Annotated in this window: 20 protein-coding genes; 10 read left to right on the forward strand and 10 right to left on the reverse strand. The window is 60.5% G+C overall.

The genetic code is table 11. The features are described 5' to 3' along the window. Window positions 1-82: 82 nt before the first annotated feature. Window positions 83-457 (reverse strand): tetratricopeptide repeat protein, encoded by a 375-nt coding sequence (locus ACDZ94_RS02110; protein ID WP_017139782.1) that lies wholly within the window; start codon window positions 455-457, stop codon window positions 83-85. A 174-nt stretch (window positions 458-631) separates the two neighbouring features. On the opposite strand from ACDZ94_RS02110, the gene pyk reads away from it, so the two are divergent. Next, a complete protein-coding gene (gene pyk, locus ACDZ94_RS02115) occupies window positions 632-2,083 on the forward strand; it encodes a pyruvate kinase (RefSeq protein WP_432751005.1) in 1,452 nt (483 codons plus the stop codon). A 198-nt stretch (window positions 2,084-2,281) separates the two neighbouring features. Here pyk and ACDZ94_RS02120 read toward each other — a convergent pair whose 3' ends face one another. Both ACDZ94_RS02120 and ACDZ94_RS02125 read right to left on the reverse strand, forming a co-directional pair. Next, complete coding sequence (locus ACDZ94_RS02120; RefSeq protein WP_064453952.1) at window positions 2,282-3,031, reverse strand: enoyl-CoA hydratase-related protein; 750 nt, start codon at window positions 3,029-3,031, stop codon at window positions 2,282-2,284. A 30-nt stretch (window positions 3,032-3,061) separates the two neighbouring features. Then, the gene (locus ACDZ94_RS02125; protein ID WP_064453953.1) at window positions 3,062-3,994 is read right to left on the reverse strand and encodes an iron-sulfur-binding ferredoxin reductase; all 933 of its coding nucleotides are present in this window, start codon (window positions 3,992-3,994) and stop codon (window positions 3,062-3,064) included. 221 nt (window positions 3,995-4,215) lie between these two features. Between ACDZ94_RS02125 and ACDZ94_RS02130 the strand changes: the two genes are divergently transcribed. The 4 genes from ACDZ94_RS02130 to ACDZ94_RS02145 all read left to right on the forward strand — a co-directional run bounded on the left by ACDZ94_RS02130 (window position 4,216) and on the right by ACDZ94_RS02145 (window position 10,695). Next, a complete protein-coding gene (locus tag ACDZ94_RS02130) occupies window positions 4,216-5,739 on the forward strand; it encodes a fumarate hydratase (protein WP_064453954.1) in 1,524 nt (507 codons plus the stop codon). A 252-nt stretch (window positions 5,740-5,991) separates the two neighbouring features. After that, window positions 5,992-7,758 carry an ATP-binding protein gene (locus ACDZ94_RS02135; RefSeq protein ID WP_064453955.1) on the forward strand — a complete coding sequence of 589 codons (1,767 nt, stop codon included), beginning with the start codon at window positions 5,992-5,994 and terminating at the stop codon, window positions 7,756-7,758. Then, a complete protein-coding gene (locus ACDZ94_RS02140; protein ID WP_432751006.1) occupies window positions 7,752-9,077 on the forward strand; it encodes a sigma-54-dependent transcriptional regulator in 1,326 nt (441 codons plus the stop codon). Before ACDZ94_RS02135 ends, ACDZ94_RS02140 begins: the two co-directional genes overlap by 7 nt. Before the next feature lie 298 nt (window positions 9,078-9,375). Beyond that, window positions 9,376-10,695, forward strand: a complete 1,320-nt coding sequence (locus ACDZ94_RS02145) for an MFS transporter (RefSeq protein WP_221295570.1) — start codon at window positions 9,376-9,378, stop codon at window positions 10,693-10,695. A gap of 139 nt (window positions 10,696-10,834) precedes the next feature. Here the strand turns inward: ACDZ94_RS02145 and ACDZ94_RS02150 are convergent, their stop codons facing one another. Continuing rightward, window positions 10,835-11,590 carry a COG4705 family protein gene (locus ACDZ94_RS02150; protein ID WP_064453958.1) on the reverse strand — a complete coding sequence of 252 codons (756 nt, stop codon included), beginning with the start codon at window positions 11,588-11,590 and terminating at the stop codon, window positions 10,835-10,837. A gap of 192 nt (window positions 11,591-11,782) precedes the next feature. On the opposite strand from ACDZ94_RS02150, the gene ACDZ94_RS02155 reads away from it, so the two are divergent. Continuing rightward, window positions 11,783-12,415 (forward strand): flavin reductase family protein, encoded by a 633-nt coding sequence (locus ACDZ94_RS02155; RefSeq protein WP_064453959.1) that lies wholly within the window; start codon window positions 11,783-11,785, stop codon window positions 12,413-12,415. A 126-nt stretch (window positions 12,416-12,541) separates the two neighbouring features. Here ACDZ94_RS02155 and ACDZ94_RS02160 read toward each other — a convergent pair whose 3' ends face one another. Both ACDZ94_RS02160 and ACDZ94_RS02165 read right to left on the reverse strand, forming a co-directional pair. Continuing rightward, a complete protein-coding gene (locus tag ACDZ94_RS02160; protein ID WP_064453960.1) occupies window positions 12,542-12,790 on the reverse strand; it encodes a hypothetical protein in 249 nt (82 codons plus the stop codon). A gap of 43 nt (window positions 12,791-12,833) precedes the next feature. Continuing rightward, window positions 12,834-13,175, reverse strand: a complete 342-nt coding sequence (locus ACDZ94_RS02165; RefSeq protein ID WP_064453961.1) for an antibiotic biosynthesis monooxygenase family protein — start codon at window positions 13,173-13,175, stop codon at window positions 12,834-12,836. Between the two features lie 328 nt (window positions 13,176-13,503). Between ACDZ94_RS02165 and ACDZ94_RS02170 the strand changes: the two genes are divergently transcribed. Further along, entirely contained in the window at window positions 13,504-14,433 is a 930-nt protein-coding gene (locus ACDZ94_RS02170; RefSeq protein WP_064453962.1) for an AraC family transcriptional regulator, read from the forward strand. A 125-nt stretch (window positions 14,434-14,558) separates the two neighbouring features. Here the strand turns inward: ACDZ94_RS02170 and ACDZ94_RS02175 are convergent, their stop codons facing one another. The 4 genes from ACDZ94_RS02175 to edd form a co-directional block, all read right to left on the reverse strand. Continuing rightward, window positions 14,559-16,028, reverse strand: a complete 1,470-nt coding sequence (locus ACDZ94_RS02175; protein ID WP_064453963.1) for an ATP-binding protein — start codon at window positions 16,026-16,028, stop codon at window positions 14,559-14,561. Beyond that, a complete protein-coding gene (locus tag ACDZ94_RS02180; protein WP_053257795.1) occupies window positions 16,018-16,752 on the reverse strand; it encodes a response regulator in 735 nt (244 codons plus the stop codon). The genes ACDZ94_RS02175 and ACDZ94_RS02180 overlap by 11 nt, the downstream gene beginning before the upstream one ends. A 152-nt stretch (window positions 16,753-16,904) precedes the next feature. Then, complete coding sequence (locus ACDZ94_RS02185; RefSeq protein WP_128591785.1) at window positions 16,905-17,861, reverse strand: glucokinase; 957 nt, start codon at window positions 17,859-17,861, stop codon at window positions 16,905-16,907. Next, window positions 17,858-19,684 (reverse strand): phosphogluconate dehydratase, encoded by a 1,827-nt coding sequence (edd, locus tag ACDZ94_RS02190; protein ID WP_064453965.1) that lies wholly within the window; start codon window positions 19,682-19,684, stop codon window positions 17,858-17,860. The genes ACDZ94_RS02185 and edd overlap by 4 nt, the downstream gene beginning before the upstream one ends. Window positions 19,685-19,905: 221 nt before the next feature. On the opposite strand from edd, the gene gap reads away from it, so the two are divergent. From gap to ACDZ94_RS02205, 3 genes are all read left to right on the forward strand, one after another. Then, window positions 19,906-20,907 (forward strand): type I glyceraldehyde-3-phosphate dehydrogenase, encoded by a 1,002-nt coding sequence (gene gap, locus ACDZ94_RS02195; RefSeq protein WP_064453966.1) that lies wholly within the window; start codon window positions 19,906-19,908, stop codon window positions 20,905-20,907. 221 nt (window positions 20,908-21,128) lie between these two features. Continuing rightward, the gene (locus tag ACDZ94_RS02200; protein WP_064453967.1) at window positions 21,129-21,647 is read left to right on the forward strand and encodes an RNA polymerase sigma factor; all 519 of its coding nucleotides are present in this window, start codon (window positions 21,129-21,131) and stop codon (window positions 21,645-21,647) included. 74 nt (window positions 21,648-21,721) lie between these two features. Then, window positions 21,722-22,690: a FecR family protein gene (locus ACDZ94_RS02205; RefSeq protein WP_064453968.1), complete on the forward strand. Its 969-nt coding sequence runs from the start codon at window positions 21,722-21,724 to the stop codon at window positions 22,688-22,690. The last annotated feature ends 107 nt before the right edge of the window (window positions 22,691-22,797 follow it).

Consider the following 22,797-nt stretch of genomic DNA (forward strand, 5'->3'; position numbering starts at 1 on the left):
TTTGAACATAACCTTGTACAAACGAACACTCAAAGAATAGCTCAAGACTGGCGCCGGGCGAGCTATAGAATGACAAATATCATCAAAGTGACGCCGGGCGTGGTTGCGCAACGCTCGCGCCGGAGTAATGTCCCAGTTGCTGCAGGGTGTCGAGCCGGGCACGGGCACGGTAGGCATACTCGCTGGACGGGTACTGATTGATGATGAACTGGTAGGTTTGCACCGCATCGACAAACAATTTTTGCCGTTCCAGGCATTGCCCGCGCAACATCGAGACTTCCGGTTGCACATAGCGACGGGTACGGCTCTCGCGGTCTACCTGGGACAACTCCAGGGTAACGCGCTCGCAATCACCCACCCCATAGGCACGGTAAGCATTGTTCAAATGATGGTCCATCGACCAGCGGGTACAGCCGACGACACTGACGGCCAAGGCAGCAATGAGCAAAATTCGCATGGGGTTCTCCTGTCTTGTGCAGTGTATCGACCCCTCGTCGAAAATCTTCAAGGATGTTCGTCTATTCGATTGGAGCGAAAACAAGCGAATCATCGATAAGTAGTGCAAACGAACAATGACTACAACCAAAGAGCATAGTAGCCTTCCCCAGCGCTTGAACTCAGGAGTCTGTGCATGTCCGTCCGTCGTACCAAAATCGTCGCCACCCTTGGCCCGGCCAGTAACTCGCCGGAAGTCCTCGAACAGCTGATTCTGGCTGGTTTGGACGTTGCCCGTCTGAACTTCTCCCACGGCACCCCGGACGAGCACAAGGCTCGCGCCAAGCTGGTGCGTGACTTGGCCGCCAAGCACGGCCGCTTCGTGGCATTGCTGGGTGACCTGCAAGGCCCGAAAATCCGTATCGCCAAATTCGCCAACAAGCGAATCGAACTGAAGATCGGTGACAAGTTCAACTTCTCCACCAGCCATTCGCTGACCGAAGGCAACCAGGACGTCGTAGGTATCGACTACCCGGACCTGGTCAAGGATTGCGGTGTCGGTGACGAACTGCTGCTGGACGACGGTCGCGTGGTCATGCGCGTCGACACAGCGACCCCCACCGAACTGAACTGCACCGTGATCATCGGTGGTCCGCTGTCCGACCACAAAGGCATCAACCGCCGCGGCGGTGGCCTGACGGCGCCAGCCCTGACTGAAAAAGACAAGGCCGACATCAAGCTCGCCGCCGAAATGGAAGTGGACTACCTCGCCGTGTCCTTCCCGCGCGACGCCGCCGACATGGAATACGCCCGTAAACTGCGCGACGAAGCCGGCGGCACCGCTTGGCTGGTGGCGAAGATCGAACGCGCCGAAGCCGTGGCCAATGACGAAACCCTCGACGGCCTGATCAAGGCGTCCGACGCAGTCATGGTTGCCCGTGGCGACCTGGGCGTGGAAATCGGTGACGCCGAGCTGATCGGTATCCAGAAGAAGATCATCCTGCACGCACGCCGCCACAATAAAGCGGTGATCGTGGCGACCCAGATGATGGAGTCGATGATCCAGAACCCGATGCCAACCCGTGCCGAAGTGTCTGACGTGGCCAACGCCGTGCTCGACTACACCGACGCCGTGATGCTCTCGGCTGAAAGTGCTGCCGGCCCGTACCCGCTCGAAGCCGTCCAGGCGATGGCGCGTATCTGCGTCGGTGCCGAAAAGCACCCGACCAGCAAGACCTCCAGCCACCGTATCGGCAAAGTGTTCGAAAGCTGCGACCAGAGCATCGCGCTGGCAGCCATGTACACCGCCAACCACTTCCCGGGCGTTAAAGCGATCATCGCCTTGACCGAAAGTGGCTACACGCCGTTGATCATGTCGCGCATCCGTTCCTCGATCCCGATCTACGCGTTCTCCCCGCACCGCGAAACCCAGGCCCGCGCGGCCATGTTCCGTGGCGTGTACACCGTCCCGTTTGACCCGGCATCCCTGCCGCCAAACCAAGTCAGCCAGGCGGCTATCGACGAACTGCTTAAACGTGGCGTTGTGGAAAAAGGCGACTGGGTCATCCTGACCAAGGGCGACAGCTACCACACCATCGGCGGCACCAACGGCATGAAAATCCTGCACGTTGGCGACCCAATGGTCTGAGTGACACGCTGAAAAACAAAAGCCCCGCCATGTGAATGGCGGGGCTTTTTGCATTTCAAGGCAGGGTGACGGGTTAAATTAGAGGGCCTCATCGCAGGCAAGCCAGCTCTCACATTTTACTGCGTACACCCCTGAAGGAGCTCGGTCGAATGTGGGAGCGGGCTTGCTCGCGAATACGTCGGCCCCGTCAACGCACATTCATCGCCGAGAAATAAAGGCCGACAACGCCGCAATCGCTTCCGGCGATTTCAAGCGCTGAGTAAACAACGCCCCCTCTTCCTCGATCACTTGCCGCAACTGCTCGCGATCAACACTTTTCATCAGGTGTTTGCTGACCTGCACCGCCCCTGGCGCCAGGGTTTCAAAGCGCTCGGCAATCTCTCGCGCTTTGGCCAACGCCGCTTTGCCGCTGCCCAACGCCTCGGTCGCAATCCCCCATGCCGCCGCCTGCTCGCCCGTAAAACCTTCGCCTAGCAGCAACAATTCTGCCGCTTTCGCATGCCCCAACAGACGCGGCAGGATCAGACTTGAGCCAAACTCGGGGCACAACCCCAAATTAACGAATGGCATGCGCAAGCGTGCATCGCGACTGATATACACCAGGTCGCAATGCAGCAGCAGGGTCGTGCCGATACCGACTGCCGCGCCCGCTACAGCGGCAATGACCGGTTTGCGGCAGTTGAGCAGGCTTTTCATGAAGTGGAACGGTGGGCTGTCGAGGTCACTGGGCGGCTGTTCGAGGAAGTCGGCAATATCGTTGCCGGCCGTGAAGCAGTCGCTACTGCCCTGGATCAACACGGCACTGACGCCTGAGTCCGCATCAGCCTGTTCCAGCGCCTCGGCCAGTTGCGTGTACATGGCGCGCGTCAGGGCGTTTTTCTTGTCGGGACGATTGAGCTGCAAGGTCAGCAGCCCGCGTTCGCGTTGCAGCAGGATGGCGTCAGTCATGGCGAATCTCGCGGCTGTAGAATTCAGCGCTCAACCACGAGGCAGGAACACATCGGCCAGCAGTTGATTGCGCGGCAGCCCGGCCAGGAACAGGCGCTTGGAAAACGCCTCTACGCTGACGGGGTGCCCGCAGAGTAAGGCCAGAGTTTGCCGCGAAACAAGCCGCAGTTGCGCCAATACCGGGTCCAGCTCAGCCGAGGTCCACAGCTCAACCGTCAGGTTCGGATGCTGCGCAGCCAGCTGCGCGAGGGGCTCAGCCAAATAATGCGCCTCGCCATCATGGGCCAGGTGAATCACGCGAATAGCGCCCTGATGATCCTGGCGCAACGCCTCACGCAACACACCCCACAAAGGGCCCAGGCCCGTGCCGGACGCCAACAGCCATAGCGGCCGCGATTGCCAGTCGGGATCGTAGTGCAATGCCCCTCCCCTTAACTCGCCCAACTGCAACACGTCGCCTACCTGCAACTGCCGGGCGATATCGCTGAACTGGCCGGGCTGACGGCAATCGAGATGAAACTCTAGAAATGCATCTTCCTGGGGCAAGCTCGCCAACGAATACGGACGCGCCACCTGCCCCGCCCACACCACCAGATGCTGGCCGGCCCGGTAGCGAAGGCCACGCTCCGGTTGCAGGCGCAGGCGCAGCACATTCACATTTAACCAATCAACACCCACCACCTTGGCCGGCAAACCGTCACGCAGCGGATCAAACGCGTCGACCTGCACATCTGCGATGACCTGGCACTGGCAGGCCAACCGCCAGCCATCCTGGCGTTGCGCCGGGGTAAGGGCATCGGGTTGCTTGTCTTCGACCTCACCCCGGCACCGCACCAGACACGCATGGCAACTGCCCGCCCGGCAACTGTAAGGCACAGCCACACCCGCCGTATTCAAGGCATCCAGCAGGTTGCTGCCGGTGGCGACCGACCAGTGGCGTTCGCCGACACGCAGTTCAGGCATATAAGGTCTCAATCAGAAGGGGCTGCGTACAGGGAATCACGCCCGACACAGTTTGACCATAGTCGGGTGTATCGGCCACCGCGCCGGGTTATACTGCCGCGCCTTTTTAGCGTCGCGCCTGCTGCACTCGGCGTGCCTTGGAAAGGTGACTTCAGCCGACCGATGTACCCCACTGAAGCCACCTTTATTGAATGTTCCCGTCTTATAGAGGAGCGCGACTCATGACCGTGATCAAGCAAGACGACCTGATTCAGAGCGTTGCCGACGCCCTGCAATTCATTTCCTACTACCACCCCGTTGACTTCATCCAGGCGATGCACGAAGCCTACCTGCGCGAAGAATCCCCGGCAGCCCGTGACTCCATCGCGCAGATCCTGATCAACTCGCGCATGTGTGCCACCGGCCATCGCCCGATCTGCCAGGACACCGGTATCGTCACCGTATTTGTACGTGTAGGCATGGACGTGCGCTGGGATGGCGCCACGATGAGCCTGGACGACATGATCAACCAAGGCGTGCGCCAGGCCTACAACCTGCCGGAAAACGTCCTGCGCGCATCCATCCTGGCCGACCCGGCTGGCGCGCGTAAAAACACCAAGGACAACACCCCTGCAGTCATCCACTACTCCATCGTCCCGGGTAACACCGTGGAAGTGGACGTGGCCGCTAAAGGTGGTGGTTCCGAGAACAAGTCGAAAATGGCCATGCTCAACCCGTCCGACTCGATCGTCGACTGGGTGCTCAAGACCGTTCCGACCATGGGCGCCGGCTGGTGCCCACCGGGCATGCTGGGCATCGGCATCGGCGGCACCGCCGAGAAAGCCGCCGTGATGGCCAAGGAAGTGTTGATGGAATCCATCGACATCCACGAGCTGAAAAAGCGCGGCCCGCAGAACCGTATCGAAGAGATGCGCCTGGAGCTGTTCGAGAAGGTCAACCAACTGGGCATCGGTGCCCAGGGCCTGGGTGGCCTGACCACCGTGCTCGACGTAAAAATCATGGACTACCCGACCCACGCAGCCTCGCTGCCGGTGTGCATGATCCCCAACTGCGCCGCCACCCGTCACGCGCACTTCGTGCTCGACGGTTCGGGCCCGGCGTCGCTGGAAGCGCCACCGCTGGACGCTTACCCGGAAATCGTCTGGGAAGCCGGCCCGTCGGCCCGTCGCGTCAACCTCGACACCCTGACCCCGGAAGACGTGCAGAGCTGGAAGCCGGGCGAAACCGTCTTGCTCAACGGCAAGATGCTCACCGGCCGCGACGCTGCGCACAAGCGCATGGTCGAGATGCTCAACAAGGGTGAAACCTTGCCGGTGGACCTCAAGGGTCGCTTCATCTACTACGTCGGCCCGGTTGATCCGGTGCGCGAAGAAGTGGTTGGCCCGGCAGGCCCGACCACCGCGACGCGGATGGACAAGTTCACCCGTCAGATCCTCGAGCAAACCGGCCTGCTGGGCATGATCGGCAAATCCGAGCGCGGCCCGACCGCCATCGAAGCGATCAAGGACCACAAAGCCGTGTACCTGATGGCCGTTGGCGGCGCCGCTTACCTGGTGGCGCAAGCCATCAAGAAGTCGCGCGTGGTCGCGTTTGCCGAACTGGGCATGGAAGCGATCTACGAGTTCGACGTGAAAGACATGCCGGTCACCGTAGCGGTGGACAGCAAGGGCGAATCCGTCCACATCACCGGTCCTGCCATCTGGCAGAAAAAGATCAGTGAAAGCTTGGCGGTAGAGGTGCAGTAAGCACTTCCCTCGCAAGGATAAAGGCGACTGCGGCCCCATGGCCCAGTCGCCTTTTTTATGACTGGCAATGTTGCAATGACAAACACGATCATGTGGGAGCTGGCTTGCCTGCGATGCAGGCACATCGGTTTTTCAGTGACCCCGAGGTGATGCCATCGCAGGCAAGCCAGCTCCCACACAAGCCTGCATGCCACAAGATCCAAGCAGCCCATGCTATGGTGCTCACCCCTTACTGTGCCTGCCCATCACCGTATGATCGTGATCCCACGCCCCCTGCGCCTGACCTTCTACTCACTGTTGATCATCGCCGGTGCGGTGCTGGCCGCCGCCTTGGCCACCCGCCATGCCGAGCGCCAGGCCCTGGTGGATGACGCCGCTCGCGCCAACCAACAGCTGGCGCTGTACGCAAACTCCCTGCACACCCTGATCGAACGCTACCGCGCCCTGCCCGCCGTACTGGCACTGGACTCGGAAATGATCAGCGCCTTGAAAGGCCCGCTGGATGCCACCACCCAGGACCTGCTTAACCGCAAGCTGGCGCGCATCAACGGTGCCGCGCAATCCTCCACCCTGGAGCTGATGGACCGCACCGGCCTGGCCGTGGCGGCCAGTAACTGGAACCTGCCCAGCAGTTATGTCGGGCACAACTACGCGTTTCGGCCTTATTTCAGCCAGACCCTGAGCCAGGGCACCGGGCGTTTTTATGCGGTGGGGGTAACCACAGGCATTCCGGGCTACTTCCTCTCCAGCGCGGTGGTCGATGAACACGAACAGTTCCTCGGCGCTATGGTGGTGAAGCTGGAGTTTCCCGAACTCGAACGCGAATGGGCCCAAGGCAATGACCTGCTGCTGGTCAGCGACGCGCGCGGCATCGTGTTTATCGCCAATCAACCGGGCTGGCGTTACCGCAACTTGCGTCCGTTGTCGGCCAGCGACCTCACTGAACTCAAAGCCACCCGCCAATACGACAAAAAACAACTGCGGCCGCTGGACACCCAGACGTTGCAGCGCTTCGACGAGAACAGCCACCTGATGCGCGTCAACGGCCCCGACGGCAGCGCCAACTACATCTGGGAATCCCTGCCGCTGAAGGCCGAAGGCTGGACCTTGCACCTGTTGCGCAAGCCGCAGTTCGCCTTTGAAGACCAACGCAATGCCGGGCTTGCGGCTGCCGGCTCCTGGCTGGCGCTGGTGTTCCTGGTGCTGTTCCTGACTCAACGCTGGCGCCTAGCCCGCTTGCGCCAACGCAGCCGCGAAGAGCTCGAACAGCTTGTCGAGGAGCGCACTCAGGCCCTGCGCACGGCGCAAGATGGCCTGGTGCAATCAGCCAAGCTGGCGGCACTGGGCCAGATGTCCGCCGCCCTCGCCCATGAAATCAACCAGCCACTGACCGCCCAGCGCATGCAGTTGGCGACCTTGCGGCTGCTGCTGGACCATGGCCGCGTGGACGATGCCTACAAGGCGCTCACCCCGCTGGACGACATGCTCACGCGCATGGCCGCACTCACCGGCCACCTCAAGACGTTCGCCCGTAAAAGCCCCAGCGGCCTGCGCGAAAGGTTGGACCTGGCGACAGTCGTCGACCAATCCTTGCACCTGCTCGACGCGCGGTTGCGCGATGAGGCCATCGGCGTGGTGCTGGACCTGACCCGCCCTGCCTGGGTCCGCGGCGATGCTATCCGCCTGGAGCAGGTACTGATCAATCTGTTGCGCAACGCCCTCGACGCCATGGCGGACAAACCGCGCAAACGCCTGGAAATCCGCCTGCACGCCGACCAGCAACTCTGGCAATTGACCGTCAGCGACAGCGGCGGCGGGATTGCCGAAGAGCACTTGAACAGTGTCTTCGATCCGTTCTTTACGACCAAACCCGTGGGGGATGGGCTCGGCCTCGGGCTGGCGGTTTCCTATGCCATCGTGCACGAACTCGGCGGTCGCCTGCTCGCCGGCAACCGTGGCGACGGTGCGGTGTTTACCCTGACCTTGCCGATTGTGCTGGAGACGCCTGAGCTATGTTGAACGCGGTGATTGTGGTCGATGACGAAGCCAGCATTCGCACGGCCGTCGAGCAATGGCTGAGCCTGTCGGGGTTTGACGTGCAGTTGTTCAGCCGCGCTGAAGAATGCCTGGCGCAATTGCCCAAGGATTTCCCCGGGGTGATCTTGAGCGACGTGCGCATGCCGGGGCTCAGCGGCCTGGAGCTGTTGGCCGAAGTGCAACGACGCGATGCCGACTTGCCGGTGATATTGCTCACCGGCCATGGCGACGTGCCGATGGCTGTGGAAGCCATGCGCGACGGTGCCTACGACTTTCTGGAAAAACCCTTCAGCCCGGATGCCTTGCTCAACAGCCTGCGTCGCGCGCTGGACAAGCGCGGGCTGATCCTGGAAAACCGCCGCCTGCATCAACAGGCCGACCATCGGGCGCAGCTGGAATCCAGCCTGCTGGGCGTGTCCCGGAGTTTACAGAACCTGCGGCGCCAGGTACTTGATCTGGCCAGCTTGCCCGTCAACGTGTTGATTCGTGGCGAGACCGGCAGCGGCAAGGAATTGGTCGCCCGCTGCCTGCATGATTTTGGCCCGCGCGCGAAAAAGCCGTTTGTCGCGCTCAACTGTGCAGCGATCCCCGAGCAGTTGTTTGAGGCCGAGCTGTTCGGCCACGAAAGCGGCGCGTTCACCGGCGCCCAGGGCAGGCGCATCGGCAAGCTGGAGTACGCCCATGGCGGCACACTGTTTCTCGATGAAATCGAAAGCATGCCGTTGGCCCAGCAGGTGAAACTGTTGCGCGTGTTGCAGGAACAGAAACTCGAGCGTCTGGGCTCCAATCAAAGTATTCACGTGGACTTGCGCATCATCGCCGCCAACAAGCCCGACCTGCTCGAAGAGGCCCGCGCCGGGCGTTTTCGCGAAGATTTGGCCTACCGACTGAACGTCGCGCAACTGCGCCTGCCGCCGTTGCGCGAGCGCCGTGAAGATATTCCGCTACTGTTCGAGCACTTTGCACACAGCGCCGCCGAGCGCCTGGGCCGCAGCGCAGAACCCTTGAGCGGCGCGCAACTGGGGCGCCTGCTCAGCCATGACTGGCCGGGCAATGTGCGTGAGTTGGCCAACGTCGCCGAACGCCAGGTGCTGGGCCTTGGCGAACCGGAGCCGGATGGTATCGAAGCGGGGCAATCCCTGGCAGCGCAGCAGGAAGCCTTCGAGGCTCATTGCCTGAAAGCGGCGCTGGTTCGGCACAAAGGCGATATCAAGGCGGTGCTGGCCGAGTTGCAACTGCCGCGTCGAACCCTCAATGAAAAGATGCAGCGGCATGGGTTGGTGCGGGATACGTTTCTGTAGGCTGAATTTTTTATTGCCTGGCAGGACGCCTTCGCGAGCAAGCCCGCTCCCCCATTCGACCGCATCCCTCCAGTTGGAATGGGATCGAATGTGGGAGCGGGCTTGCTCGCGAAGGAGCCAGTAGAGCCATAAGCGGATTTTCGCTCATCACCCTCAAACTATCAGCGACTTTCCGCTCAGAAAATTCTTCAAACCCTTCTAAACCGGGCCTTCAACTATTTGGCACAGCTCCTGCTATAGCCCGAACCAGGCTGCGCTCGCGCCGCTCCACAAAAACAATTAGATGAAGGATCCTTCAATGGATAACTCCAACACCTTGCCTCTGGGGTCGGCGGCTGCGCCGGCAAAAGAACGCAGTACGTCCAGCCGGATCAAATCGATCTTCAGCGGCTCCGTCGGCAACATGGTCGAGTGGTATGACTGGTACGTCTACGCCGCCTTCTCGCTGTACTTCGCCAAAGCCTTCTTCCCCGCCGGTTCTTCCACCGCCCAGTTGATGAACACCGCCGCCATCTTTGCCGTGGGCTTCATCATGCGCCCGATCGGTGGCTGGCTGATGGGCCTCTACGCCGACTACAAGGGCCGCAAGGCCGCACTGATGGCCTCGGTATTGCTGATGTGCTTCGGCTCGCTGCTGATCGCATTGACCCCGGGCTACGACACCATCGGCATCGGCGCACCGATCATGCTGGTGTTCGCACGCTTGCTGCAAGGCCTGTCGGTCGGCGGCGAGTACGGCACCTCGGCCACCTATTTGAGTGAAATGGCGACCAAGGAACGTCGCGGTTTCTTCTCCAGCTTCCAGTACGTGACCCTGATCTCCGGCCAGCTCATCGCCCTGGCCGTATTGATCATTCTGCAACAAACCCTGACCACCGAGCAGCTGTATGCCTGGGGCTGGCGCATCCCGTTCGCCATCGGCGCCTTGTGCGCAGTGGTCGCGCTGTTCTTGCGTCGCGGCATGGAAGAAACCGAGTCGTTCACCAAAAAGGAAAAAGCCAAGGAAAGCGCGATGCGCACCTTGATGCGCCACCCCAAGGAAGTGTTGACCGTGGTCGGCCTGACCATGGGCGGCACCCTGGCGTTCTACACCTACACCACCTACATGCAGAAATACCTGGTGAACACCGTCGGCATGAGCATCTCCGACTCCACCACCATTTCAGCCGCCACGCTGTTTCTGTTCATGTGCCTGCAACCCCTGGTCGGCGGGCTGTCCGACAAAGTCGGCCGGCGGCCGATCCTGATCGCGTTCGGTATCCTCGGCACGCTGTTCACCGTGCCGATCCTCACCACCCTGCACACCATCCAAAGCTGGTGGGGCGCGTTCTTTCTGATCATGGCAGCGCTGATCATTGTCAGCGGCTACACCTCGATCAATGCGGTGGTAAAAGCCGAGCTGTTCCCTACGGAAATCCGCGCCCTGGGCGTGGGCCTGCCGTATGCACTGACCGTTTCGATTTTCGGCGGCACCGCTGAATACATCGCACTGTGGTTCAAGAGCATTGGCATGGAGACCGGTTACTACTGGTATGTGACCGCGTGTATCGCGGTGTCGCTGGTGGTCTACGTGACCATGAAAGACACCCGCAAGCATTCGCGGATTACCACGGACTAAAGGCTGGGCGCAGTAAAAAATGTGGGAGCGGGATTGCTCGCGAACGCGGTGGATCAGTCAGTATGTCCGTTGACTGAAACCCTGCATTCGCGAGCAAGCCCGCTCCCACATTTCGTTGCGTAGGGTTTCTTAAACAGTGTCAGGTCAGCTCTACGGACTGCTGACGACCATACCGGCGCTGCGCATACGACGCCCCGGCAATCATCACCACCAGTACCGCCGCCAACACCGCCGATGAACCGATGGTGCCGAAATCCAGCCCACCCTTTTCATGAGGTTTGGTGAGGAAGTCGCCCAGGGTCGCACCAAACGGCCGGGTCAATACAAACGCCACCCAGAACAACAGCACCGAGGAGATTTTGGTGAAGTATTTGAGTGCCACTACCACCGCAATAGCCGAGCCGATCAGCAAAGCGCCGCCAGCGAAACCCAACCCGGAATCATCCGCGAGGAAGTCGCCCAACGCGGTGCCCAAGGTGTTCGAGAACAGAATCGCCATCCAATAAAACAGTTCGCCCCGAAAAGTCTGGACCTTGTTCACGTTCAGCGAATCACCGCTGACATGCCACAGGGCAAAGATGATCATCAGGATCGCGATCAGGATCATCGAGCCCGTCGCATAGCCAAGGCCCAGGGTACGGTCCATGAAATCCGACATCGTGGTGCCCGCCGTGCTGGTGGACAGAATCACGATCCAGTACAGCACCGGGTTGTAGGTTTTCGACCAGAGCTGTGTCACCAGGGTGACGAGAAACACACTGATCAGGATCATCGAGCTGATGGCGTACCCGACATTCAGGGTCATCGACAGCAAATCCCCGGCGGTTTCGCCCAGGGTCGTTGCGCAGATTTTCATGACCCAGAACGCCAGGGTGATCTGAGGAAGTTTGTTCATGGTGCAGAAGGCTCCGAAGCTCAGTCTTTCAATGGGCCGACTTAGAGGGGTGTCGACCTGGCGCGCAGACTGAACGTGGCGCTGTGAAAAATAGGTGGGCACTAAATGAAAATTCCATACAGCCGATGGAAATTCGCCGCCATGAATTGCAGTATGGCGCCTTCACCGAACCCAACAGCAGGAACCCCGGCCATGTCTGACGATATCCATTTTTACGAACCCGCCAATGGCCACGGCCTGCCACACGACCCGTTCAATGCCATCGTCGGCCCACGGCCCATCGGCTGGATTTCCTCCCACGACAGCGAAGGCCGTCTGAACCTGGCGCCCTACAGTTTCTTCAATGCGTTCAACTACATCCCGCCGATCATTGGGTTTTCCAGCGTCGGGCGCAAAGACAGCCTGAACAACATCGAGCAGACCGGCGAGTTTGTGTGGAACCTGGCCACTCGCCCGCTGGCCGAGCAGATGAACCAGAGTTGCGCAGCGGTAGCGCCGCAGGTGAATGAGTTCGAACTGTCCGGCCTGACGCCGGTGGCCTCGAAAATCGTCGGCGTGCCGCGTGTGGGCGAGAGCCCGGTGTCGTTCGAATGCAAGGTGACGCAGATTATTCAGCTGCAGCGCGCCGACAAGCAGTTGGTGCCAAGCTGGCTGGTGCTCGGCGAGGTCGTTGCCGTGCACATCGCCAAGTGGCTGCTCAAGGATGGGATTTACGACACCGCCGCCGCCGAGCCGATATTGCGTGGCGGTGGCCCGGCGGATTACTTCCAGTTGGGGCCGGAGGCACTGTTCAAGATGTATCGTCCAGGCGCCACTGCGCGCTGATTGGAATGCAATAAAAATGTGGGAGCGGGCTTGCTCGCGAAAGCGGTGGATCAGTCAATATTTCCAGTGACTGACGCTCTGCATTCGCGAGCAAGCCCGCTCCCACATTTGGATCGGCGGTGTTGTTTAGTTGGCGGCTGTTGACCAGGTCAACTGACCCTCTTCGTCCACATCCACCAGCCGCACCAATTGCGCGGCAGCCGCATCGTCGGCGTCGTCAGCGGTCTTGAACGTTTGTCCATCAAGGACCTTGTGAAAGCGCGGTGCGCCCATGCCATCCAGTGCCTTGACGGCAATGGCAGCGCTGTAGCCACCCTCTTCTTCTCGCACCAAGGCGGAAACGGCTTCGTGGTGGGCAAACTCTTTACGTGCCATGTTGCAAGTCCTGGCCAATGGGAAAGTCGGCCATTCTAAAGCACTAACCGGCCAGTTGCAGGTACTCGCCGTAGGCATGCGCAGCGGATGCCTCGGTAAAGGTCTGGAAGTCCATGCTGCGCACGACCATGTCGTTCAACAGCTCGGTAAAGATCATCAGGGCCGGCGAACTGAAGTAGGCGCTCATCGCCTGCTCGCTGCTCCAGAAGCCAGAGACCAGCCATACATCGGGATCGACCTGGGAATGCTGCAATGAAAACTGCAGGCAACCCTGAGCCTGACGGCCCGGTTCGATCAAACTGCTCAAGCGTGCACCGAGTTCGGTGCTGCACCCGGTACGGGCGCGGATAAAGGCCATATGGCTCGCGGGAATGGGGGTGGACATGTTCGACTCTCCCGTTGAGAAGTGATGCTCGGCAAACACTGTGAGGGCGTGTTGCCACAGGATCAAAGATAGCGGCGCAGGTGTGGGCGTGGTTAGTCAATTCCTGCAGGCTTATTGCACAATCCTGCGAGAAGCGTAGATAAGACGTTTGGCACCCGGCATTTATTCCATGCACAGGCTCAGTGTTTCAAGCAGATGACAGGCATCGCGCTTGCCTGATTCACGACGTATCGCAGGATCAGGCAAGGATTGTGCAGAATCGACGTAACACTTTTTGAAACGTCACCGCTAAGCTGAGCCCATCAAAGAAGCTTGTAGAGGACACTCCATGTCGTCGCCGGAACATACGTCCATTCCCCTCGATGCCGAGACGGAAAAACAGCGCGTCGAACTCGCCAGCATCGTGCACCGACATACTTGGGAAGATGGCTCCTACGGCACGGCGATCACCTCGTTGTTCCTGAACCGCCACAACACACCGCGCGACTTCATGCCGGTGCTGGTCGAACCGGCCCTGTGCATCCTTGCCAGTGGCAGTAAGGAAGTGCGCCTGGCAGACGAGATTTTTGCCTACGACCCCCTCAACTATTTGGTGTTTTCGGTCGCAATGCCGGTGGCCGGCCGGATCATCGACGCGACGCCGCAAGACCCTAACCTGTCGGTGCGGATCAATATCGACCCGGCGCAACTGACCGCGTTGATTGCCGAGGCCGGCCCGATGGGCGTGCCATCGCGTCCGACTTCTCGCGGCATGTACGTCGACCGCATCGACGCCCAGTTGCTGGACGCCGTGCTGCGCCTGACGCGCTTACTGGACACCCCCAAAGACATCGCGATGCTCGCACCGTTGATCAACCGCGAAATCCTCTACCGGTTGCTGCGTGGTCCGCAAGGCTACCGACTGTATGAAATTGCCGTGGCCAACAGTCAGAGCCATCGTGTGAGCCAGGCGATCAAGTGGCTGAACGGCAACTATGAGCAGCCGCTGCGTATTGATGACCTCGCCAAGGAAGTGAACCTCAGTGTCTCGACCTTGCACCACCGCTTCAAGGCGATCACTGCCATGAGCCCGTTGCAATACCAGAAGCAGTTGCGTTTGCAGGAGGCGCGGCGGTTGATGATCGCCGAAGGGCTTGAGGCCTCGGCGGCGGCGTATCGGGTGGGGTATGAAAGCCCGTCACAATTCAGCCGGGAATACAGCCGGTTGTTTGGGGCGCCACCGCTGAGAGATTTGGCCCGGTTGCGCCAAAGCATCTGACCCAAAGGCGTTCAAAATGTGGGAGCGGGCTTGCTCGCGAAAGCGGTGGATCAGTCAAAGTTTTCGGTGACTGACACTCTGCATTCGCGAGCAAGCCCGCTCCCACATTTGATCCTCTGTGTGCTTTAGTCCAGGGTTCGCGGGAGCTGTAAGGTGACCCGCAAACCACCCTCGCGCAGGTTCTGCAAACTCACTTCGCCGCCATGGCTGTGGGCGATGTTACGTGCGATACCCAAGCCCAGGCCATAACCCTGCTGCTGGCCGGCCAAACGAAAATGCGGTTCAAACACTTGCTCCAGCCGCTGCTCCGGCACGCCTGGCCCCTCGTCATCGACGTGCAGGATGAATTCCGCGCCATCGTCCTCGATATGCAAGTGGGCGTTCTGCCCGTACTTCAACGCGTTATCGATCAGGTTGCCGATGCAGCGTTTAAGCGCCAGCGGCTTGCCCGGGTACGGTGCCAGGGCGCGGCCTTGCTGCGTGATGCGGCCGTTGCCGTTGGGCGCCAGGTAGGGTTCTACCAGGCAATCGAGCACGTGATTGAGGTCGACCGGTTCGATGTTTTCATGGATATCGGTGTCTTTCACGCATTGCAGCGCGCCCTTGACCAACAACTCCAGCTCATCCAGGTCACGGCCGAATTTGTTTTGCAGGTTCTCGTCTTCAAGCAGTTCCACACGCAGGCGCAGGCGCGTGATCGGCGTGCGCAAATCGTGGGATATTGCACTGAATAATTGGCTGCGCTCGGTCAGGTAGCGGCTGATGCGTTCACGCATGGCATTGAATGCACGGCCCACTTCCACCACTTCACTGCCGCCGCCTTCGGCCACCGGCTCCACATCCGCGCCCAGGGACATGTCGCGTGCCGCCCGTGCCAGGCGCTTGAGCGGCCGGCTCTGCCAGTGCACCAGCAGGCCGATAAACAACAACAAAAAGCCGCTGGTCAACACGATGAACCACACCTGCTGCGAAGGCAGGCCTTGTTCTTCAAGGCTGGTGTAGGGTTCGGGCAACAGCGAGGCAATGTACAACCACTCGCCCGGCGCAAGCTGGATCTGAGTGACCAACACGGGCGGGTTGACCGGTTCGAGCGTCAGCGCGTAATGCGCCCAGGAGCGCGGCAGTTCATCGAGCTTCAAGCCGGCATTGAAAATACGCAGGTCCTCGGCGCTGACGAATTCCACCGAAATATGCACGTCGCTGCCCAGGGTCTGGCGCAGCACTTCGTCCACCGCTTGCAACACCGCCTGCTTGCGCGGGGTCTGCGGCAATATCTGCATATCCAGTGGGCGATCGTTGAGCGTCACCACAAAGCGGGTGCCACCCATGCTGCGCAGTTGATCAAGCACTAACGGGCGGTAGGCCACTGGCAACGAGCGGAAATAACTCACGCTGGCCGTCATCGAATGCGCCAGGCTGCGGGCGCTGGTGACCAGGCCTTCGAGCTGGGTGGCGCGCAGTTGCGAGACCCAGATCACGCTGGACAGCGCCTGGGCGAACAGCACCGCAAGCAAGGTCAGCAGCAACATCCGCCCCAACAGTGAGCGCGGTACCGGGAAGCGCCGGCGACGCTCGGTCAACGGCTCAGTGGGCATTGCCGGCAACCACGCTGGCTGCCAGTTGATAACCGCTGCCGCGCACGGTGCGGATCAGCCTTGGAGGTTTTTCGGTATCGCGCAGGCGTTGGCGAAGGCGGCTGACGGCCATGTCGACGATGCGGTCCAGCGGCATCAGGTCGCGGCCACGGGTGGCGTTGCCGATGGTGTCGCGGTCGAGAATTTGTTGAGGGTGGTCGAGAAACAATTTAAGCAGGGCAAAGTCGGCGCCGGAGAGAATCACCTCTTCACCGTCAACGTGAAACAAGCGATGGCTGATCATGTCCAGGCGCCATTCATCGAACACCCACACATCGCCGCCGATGCTGCGTTCCTGGCCAAACTGGGCACGCCGCAGCAGGGCTTTGATCCGCGCTTGCAGCTCGCGAGGGCTGAAGGGTTTGCCGATGTAGTCGTCGGCGCCCAGCTCCAGGCCGATCACACGGTCGGCTTCGTCGGAACTGGCGGTGAGCATGATGATCGGCACCTGCGCCTGGCGCGGGTGCTGGCGAATCCAGCGGCAGAGGCTGAAACCGTCTTCGTCCGGCAACATCACATCGAGGATGACCAGGTCGCACGGCGCCTCGTTCATCGCCTGGCGGAACCCCGCGCCATCCGGCACGCCACGCACCTGGAAGCCGGCGCGACTGAGGTAGGTTTGCAGCAATTCGCGGATTTCCTGGTCGTCGTCGACGAGGAGAATCGATTTACTGATTACGCTCACGGGGTCCTCCTTGTTGTTATGGCCAAGCTTAAGTCATTTGTTGCCCTTGAGGCCCTATCGCGGGCAAGCCCGCTCCCACACTTGACTGCATTCCAAGGTTGGAACTCGGTCAAGTGTGGGAGCTGGCTTGCCTGCGATGAGGCCATCAGCCCCTACGCAAAAGCCTGCTCAAGTGCCACTCCCGCCCCGGTCAACCCGGAATACGGCGCAGTCACCAGCCACACCGGAATACCGTTGAAGTAATCGCTCATGCAGCCTTTGTCGCGAAAACTCTTGGCAAAGCCGCTGTTGATAAAGAAGTCGGCAAACCGCGGTATCACCCCGCCCACGATGTACACGCCACCGCGTCCACCGGTGGTCAACACGTTGTTACCCGCCACGCGGCCCAGCCAGATGCTGAACTGGTTCAACACTTCAATCGCTACCGGGTCGCCGGCCAGGCCAGCCGCGGTAATGGCTTCCGGCGTGTCCAGCTCCGGCGTGTGCCCATCGACTGCACAAATGGCGCGGTACACACGCGGCAGGCCGCCACCGCTCAAGGCCGTTTCGGCGCTGACATGGCCGATCTCATTGTAGATGTGCTGCCACAGTTGGGTTTCACGCGGGCTGCTCAGCGGCAGGTCGACATGACCGCCCTCCCCCGGCAGCGCCGCCCAGCGACCTTCGCCAAAATCCAGCAAGGTGCCAACGCCCAGGCCAGTGCCCGGGCCGATGACCACAGCAGGGCGCAACGGCTCCGGCGTGCCTTCGCAGACCACGCGGAATTCGTCGGGTTTGAGGCGAGTCATGCCCAGGGCCATCGCCGTGAAGTCATTGACCAGCAGCAGCTCATCCACCTGCAAGGTTTTGCAAAATGCAGTTTTGCTCAGGCGCCAGTGATTGTTGGTGAATTTAAATTCATCGCCACTCACCGGCCCGGCGACCGACAGGCACACCGCACCGATGTCCCCGCTTTCCAGGCCCTCTTCCTTGAGGTAGACCTTGATGGCCTCCTCAGGGCTCTGGTGATCCGCAGTGGCATGCACGCGGATCGAATGCAGTTCCTGATCCCGCCACAACGCAAAACGGGCGTTGGTACCACCAATATCACCGACCAGCGCAAGCTTCACTTAAGCGTCTCCAAGGCAGAGGTAAAGGCGCTGGCGCCTTGCTCTGCGGAGCTTGCGGCCATGCGCATAAATGCAAACAGTTCGCGACCGGCCCCCACGTTATTGCCCAACAGGCCCGTGGCAGGCGTGCGCGCTGCAAATTCTTCGGCGTCCACCTTAAGCTCCAGGGTGCCCTTCACGCCATCGACGCGAATGATATCGCCATCTTGGACCCGTGCCAGTGGCCCGCCGCTCTGAGCTTCGGGGTTGACATGAATCGCGGCGGGGATCTTACCCGACGCGCCGGACATACGCCCGTCTGTTACCAACGCCACTTTGAAACCACGGTCCTGCAACACGCCGAGGAACGGCGTCATTTTGTGCAGTTCCGGCATGCCGTTGGAGCGCGGGCCCTGGAAGCGCATTACCGCGACAAAGTCTTTTTCCAGTTGGCCGGCCTTGAACGCGTCGGCCAAATCCTGCTGATCCTGGAACACCACCGCCGGGGCTTCGACGATCTGGTGCTCCGGTGCCACGGCGGAGACTTTCATCACGCCGCGACCAAGGTTGCCTTCCATCACGCGCAGGCCGCCTTCCGGCGAAAACGCGCGGGCCACGGGGCGCAGGATGGTTTCGTCGAGGCTTTCGATCGGGCCGTCGCGCCAGATCAGCTCGCCGTCGACCAGGAACGGCTCCTGGGTGTAACGGCTCAGGCCCTTGCCGGCCACGGTGTTGACATCTTCGTGCAGCAAGCCGGCTTCAAGCAGTTCGCGGATCAGGAACGACATGCCGCCCGCTGCCTGGAAGTGGTTGATGTCGGCTTTGCCGTTTGGATACACGTGGGACAGGGTCGGTACCACCTCGGAGAGGTCGGCCATGTCCTGCCAGGTGAGGATGATGCCTGCCGACATGGCGATCGCCGGCATGTGCAGGGTGTGGTTGGTGGAACCGCCGGTGGCATTGAGCGCCACGATGGAGTTGACGATGGATTTCTCGTCGACGATCTCGCCGATCGGCGTGAAGCTGCCACTGGCCTTGGTCAGGCGGGTGACCTGGTGCGCGGCTTCGCGGGTCAGCGCATCACGCAGCGGCGTGTACGGGTTGACGAACGAGGCGCCCGGCAAGTGCAGGCCCATGACTTCCATCAGCAACTGGTTGGTGTTGGCGGTGCCGTAGAAGGTGCAGGTGCCGGGGCTGTGGTAGGACTTCATCTCCGATTCCAGCAGCTCTTCGCGGGTGGCCTTGCCTTCGGCATAGCGCTGGCGCACATCGGCTTTCTGCTTGTTGGAAATGCCCGACGGCATGGGGCCGCCCGGTACGAAGATCATCGGCAGATGACCGTAGCGCAACGCGCCCATCATCAGGCCCGGCACGATCTTGTCGCAAATGCCCAGCATCAGCGCCGCATCGAACATGTTGTGGGACAACGCTACCGCCGTGGACATCGCGATGACTTCGCGGCTGAGCAGGCTCAGCTCCATGCCGGGCTCACCTTGGGTCACGCCATCGCACATGGCAGGCGTGCCACCGGCAAACTGGCCGACCGAGCCGACTTCGCGCAGGGCTTTCTTGATGTGTTCAGGGAAGTGTTCGTAAGGCTGGTGCGCCGAGAGCATGTCGTTATATGAAGAAACAATTGCCACGTTAGCGGCATTCATCATGCGCAGACTATTTTTATCTTCAGTGCCGCAGCCGGCGACGCCGTGGGCAAAGTTGGCGCATTGCAGCTTACCGCGCATCGGGCCGTCGCTGGCGGCGCCGCGAATGAGCGCAAGGTAAGCCTCGCGGGTTGCACGACTGCGGGCGATAAGCCGTTCGGTGACCTCAATAACGCGGGGATGCATGTGTAGAACTCCAGGCTAACGGATGTGGCGACCTGCGTTCCTATGCTGATCAAACGCCCGCAGCTCATGGGATGGCAGGGTGTCGTTTGAATCATCGGACCAGTTGATTCAGGTCACTCGTTGTAGATTGAACAAAATATTGCCACTAAAAAGGCTTGTTTTCTATTTTTATGCGAATAATCTTGTAATTCTTACAACAAATCGACGACAGGCACTTTCCAATGACTCTTCGTATCGCAATCAATGGTTTTGGCCGTATCGGCCGTAATGTCCTGCGCGCACTGTATACCCAAGGCTATCGCCAGGATTTGCAGATCGTCGCCATCAACGATTTGGGCGACAGTTCGATCAACGCCCACCTGCTCAAATACGACACCGTACATGGCACTTTCGAAGCAGAGGTCGCCCACGATCAGGAAAGCCTGACCGTCAATGGTGACCGGATTGCCGTCAGTGCCATTCGCAACCCGGCCGACCTGCCGTGGGCTGCGCATAAGATCGACGTGGTGTTCGAGTGCACCGGTCTGTTTACCGACCGTGACAAGGCTGCCGCCCATATTACTGCTGGCGCACGCAAGGTGATCATCTCGGCCCCGGCCAAAGGCGCCGATGCCACCGTGGTTTACGGTGTGAACCATGACATTTTGCGTCAATCGCACCAGATCATCTCCAACGCGTCGTGCACCACTAACTGCCTGGCGCCGGTCGCCCAGGTGCTGCACCGCGAGCTGGGCATTGAAAGCGGCCTGATGACCACCATTCACGCCTACACCAACGACCAGAACCTGACCGACGTCTACCACACCGACCCGTACCGTGCGCGCTCGGCGACCCAGAACATGATCCCGAGCAAAACCGGCGCCGCTGAAGCGGTAGGCCTGGTGCTGCCGGAACTGGCGGGCAAACTGACCGGGATGGCGGTGCGTGTACCGGTGATCAACGTGTCCCTGGTGGACCTCACCGTGCAGTTGAAAAAAGACGCCACGGCCGAGCAAGTCAACGCCCTGCTCAAAGAAGCCAGCCAGCACTCGAAAATCCTCGGTTACAACACCCTGCCGCTGGTTTCCAGTGACTTCAACCATAACCCGCTGTCGTCGATCTTCGATGCCAATCACACCAAGGTCAGCGGCAAGCTGTTGAAAGTGCTGGCCTGGTACGACAACGAATGGGGCTTCTCCAACCGTATGCTGGATAACTGCCTGGCGCTGTGCAACGCCGAGTAATGCTCGGCCTGTGTGGGAGCTGGCTTCTATGGGGGCTGGCTTGCCTGCGATAGCATCACCTCGGTTTGACTGAAATACCCAGGTTCCTGCATCGCGGGCAAGCCCGGCGCCCACAAAAAACCTTTCCCATATTTGATCGGTGCTGGCTCACAGCAATAGCCACTTGCCATTTCAGTTGATGATAAGCATTATCATTAACTGCCTATCGGTCTGGTGTCACTGTGAGCCAATCTCGCTTCAACCAAGTCTTTCTCACCCAACGGGTGATTCTGCTACGCACTTTGCAGCGGATGGTGAATAACCCCAGCACCGCCGAGGACCTGTTGCAGGAAACCTATCTGCGCGTCACCCGGGCCCTCAGCGAGCGGCCGATCGACCACCTCGAACCCTTCGTCTATCAAACCGCGCGCAATCTTGCGTTGGATCATCTGCGCTCGCGCAGGATCCAGGCGCGCACGCTGCAGGAAGATGTCCCGCTGGACGTGCTGCAAAGCGTCGCCGATCCCATCAGCACACCCGAAGACGCGACCCAGGCCGAGCAACTGCTCGAGCACCTGAGCGTCAGCCTCGGCCAGTTGAGCGCCCGCCAGCAGCAGATTTTCATCCTCAGCCGCCTGCACGGTTGCAGCTATCAGGAGATTGCCGACCAGTTGCAAGTGTCCTTGAGCACCGTGCAAAAGGAACTGAAATTGATCATGGCCATCTGTGTAGGTGTGGCCGAACGTCTGGATCAGCCTTAAGCTTCACCCGACAGAAGTGTCGATCCAGATTGCAGGAAAAATGAATAGAACGTGGCGAAGACCCGAGGAACACCGTGACGGCCCCGAATAAACTGCGTCCCCATGAGCTGGCTCATGAGGTGTTGCAAGACACGGCTATGGACCAGGCTCTCGACTGGCTGATCGCCTTGCAGTGCCCACAACCCGGGCAGCAAGCCGAGTTCGACGCCTGGCTGGCCAGCGACCCGGCGCACCCGCACGCATTCAGCAAAGCCCAGGCCGCCTGGGGTGGCGCGCCGGTGTACAGCGCCGCTGTGGCGCTGGCCGCGCCGCGCAAGCCGACGGTCTGGCGCCGTATCAAACCCCATTGGAAACCGATAGCCACCGCCGCCGTGCTATTGATCGGCCTGTTCAGCTTCAGCAACCTGCCCGTTCGCCTGCAAGCCGATCACCTCACGGTGGTCGGGGAACGCCAGCGTCTGCAGTTGGACGACGGCTCCAAAGTGCTGCTGAACACCAACTCGGCGTTTTCCAGCAGCATCAAGGACCAGCAGCGCGTCGCCCGCCTGTACCAGGGCGAGGCGTTTTTCGAAGTGACGCCCAATCGTGGCCTGCCCCTGGAGATTGACGCAGGCCCCGTGCGCGCCAGCGTGCGCGACACCGACTTCGCCGTACGCTATCTCAACGGCGAGGCCCAGGTGCAGGTGCAGCGCGGTGATGTCGACCTGAGCAACACGTTCGATGATGCCCGCGTTCGCCTGAGCGCCGGCGAGAGCATCCGTATCGGCCCAAAGGGCTTCGGCCAACCCGCCAAGCTGGATGCCAGCAAGGAGCTGGCCTGGGTCCAGGGCCGGCTGGTGTTCGAAAACTGCCCAATGAGCGAAGTGCTCGCCGAGCTGCGCCGCTATTACCCGGGCTGGATCGTCAACAACAACGACAAGCTTGCAAGCACCGCCGTCACCGGCAACTATCGCCTCGACCAGCCCCTCAACGTGGTGCGATCGCTGGCGCACATCACCTCGGCCAAGCTTTCGGAATACCCGGCGCTGGTGATCCTGAACTAAATGAGAATTATTTTTACTCGATAGTAACCGGCGGTACGTCTCGTTATAGCCAATGCAACTGATTCCTATTTGATTCGGTTCGCAACTATAAGATTCGTATCTCCGGA

The sequence above is a fragment of the Pseudomonas sp. UBT genome (assembly GCF_050915955.1).
Classification (GTDB): domain Bacteria; phylum Pseudomonadota; class Gammaproteobacteria; order Pseudomonadales; family Pseudomonadaceae; genus Aquipseudomonas; species Aquipseudomonas antarctica_A.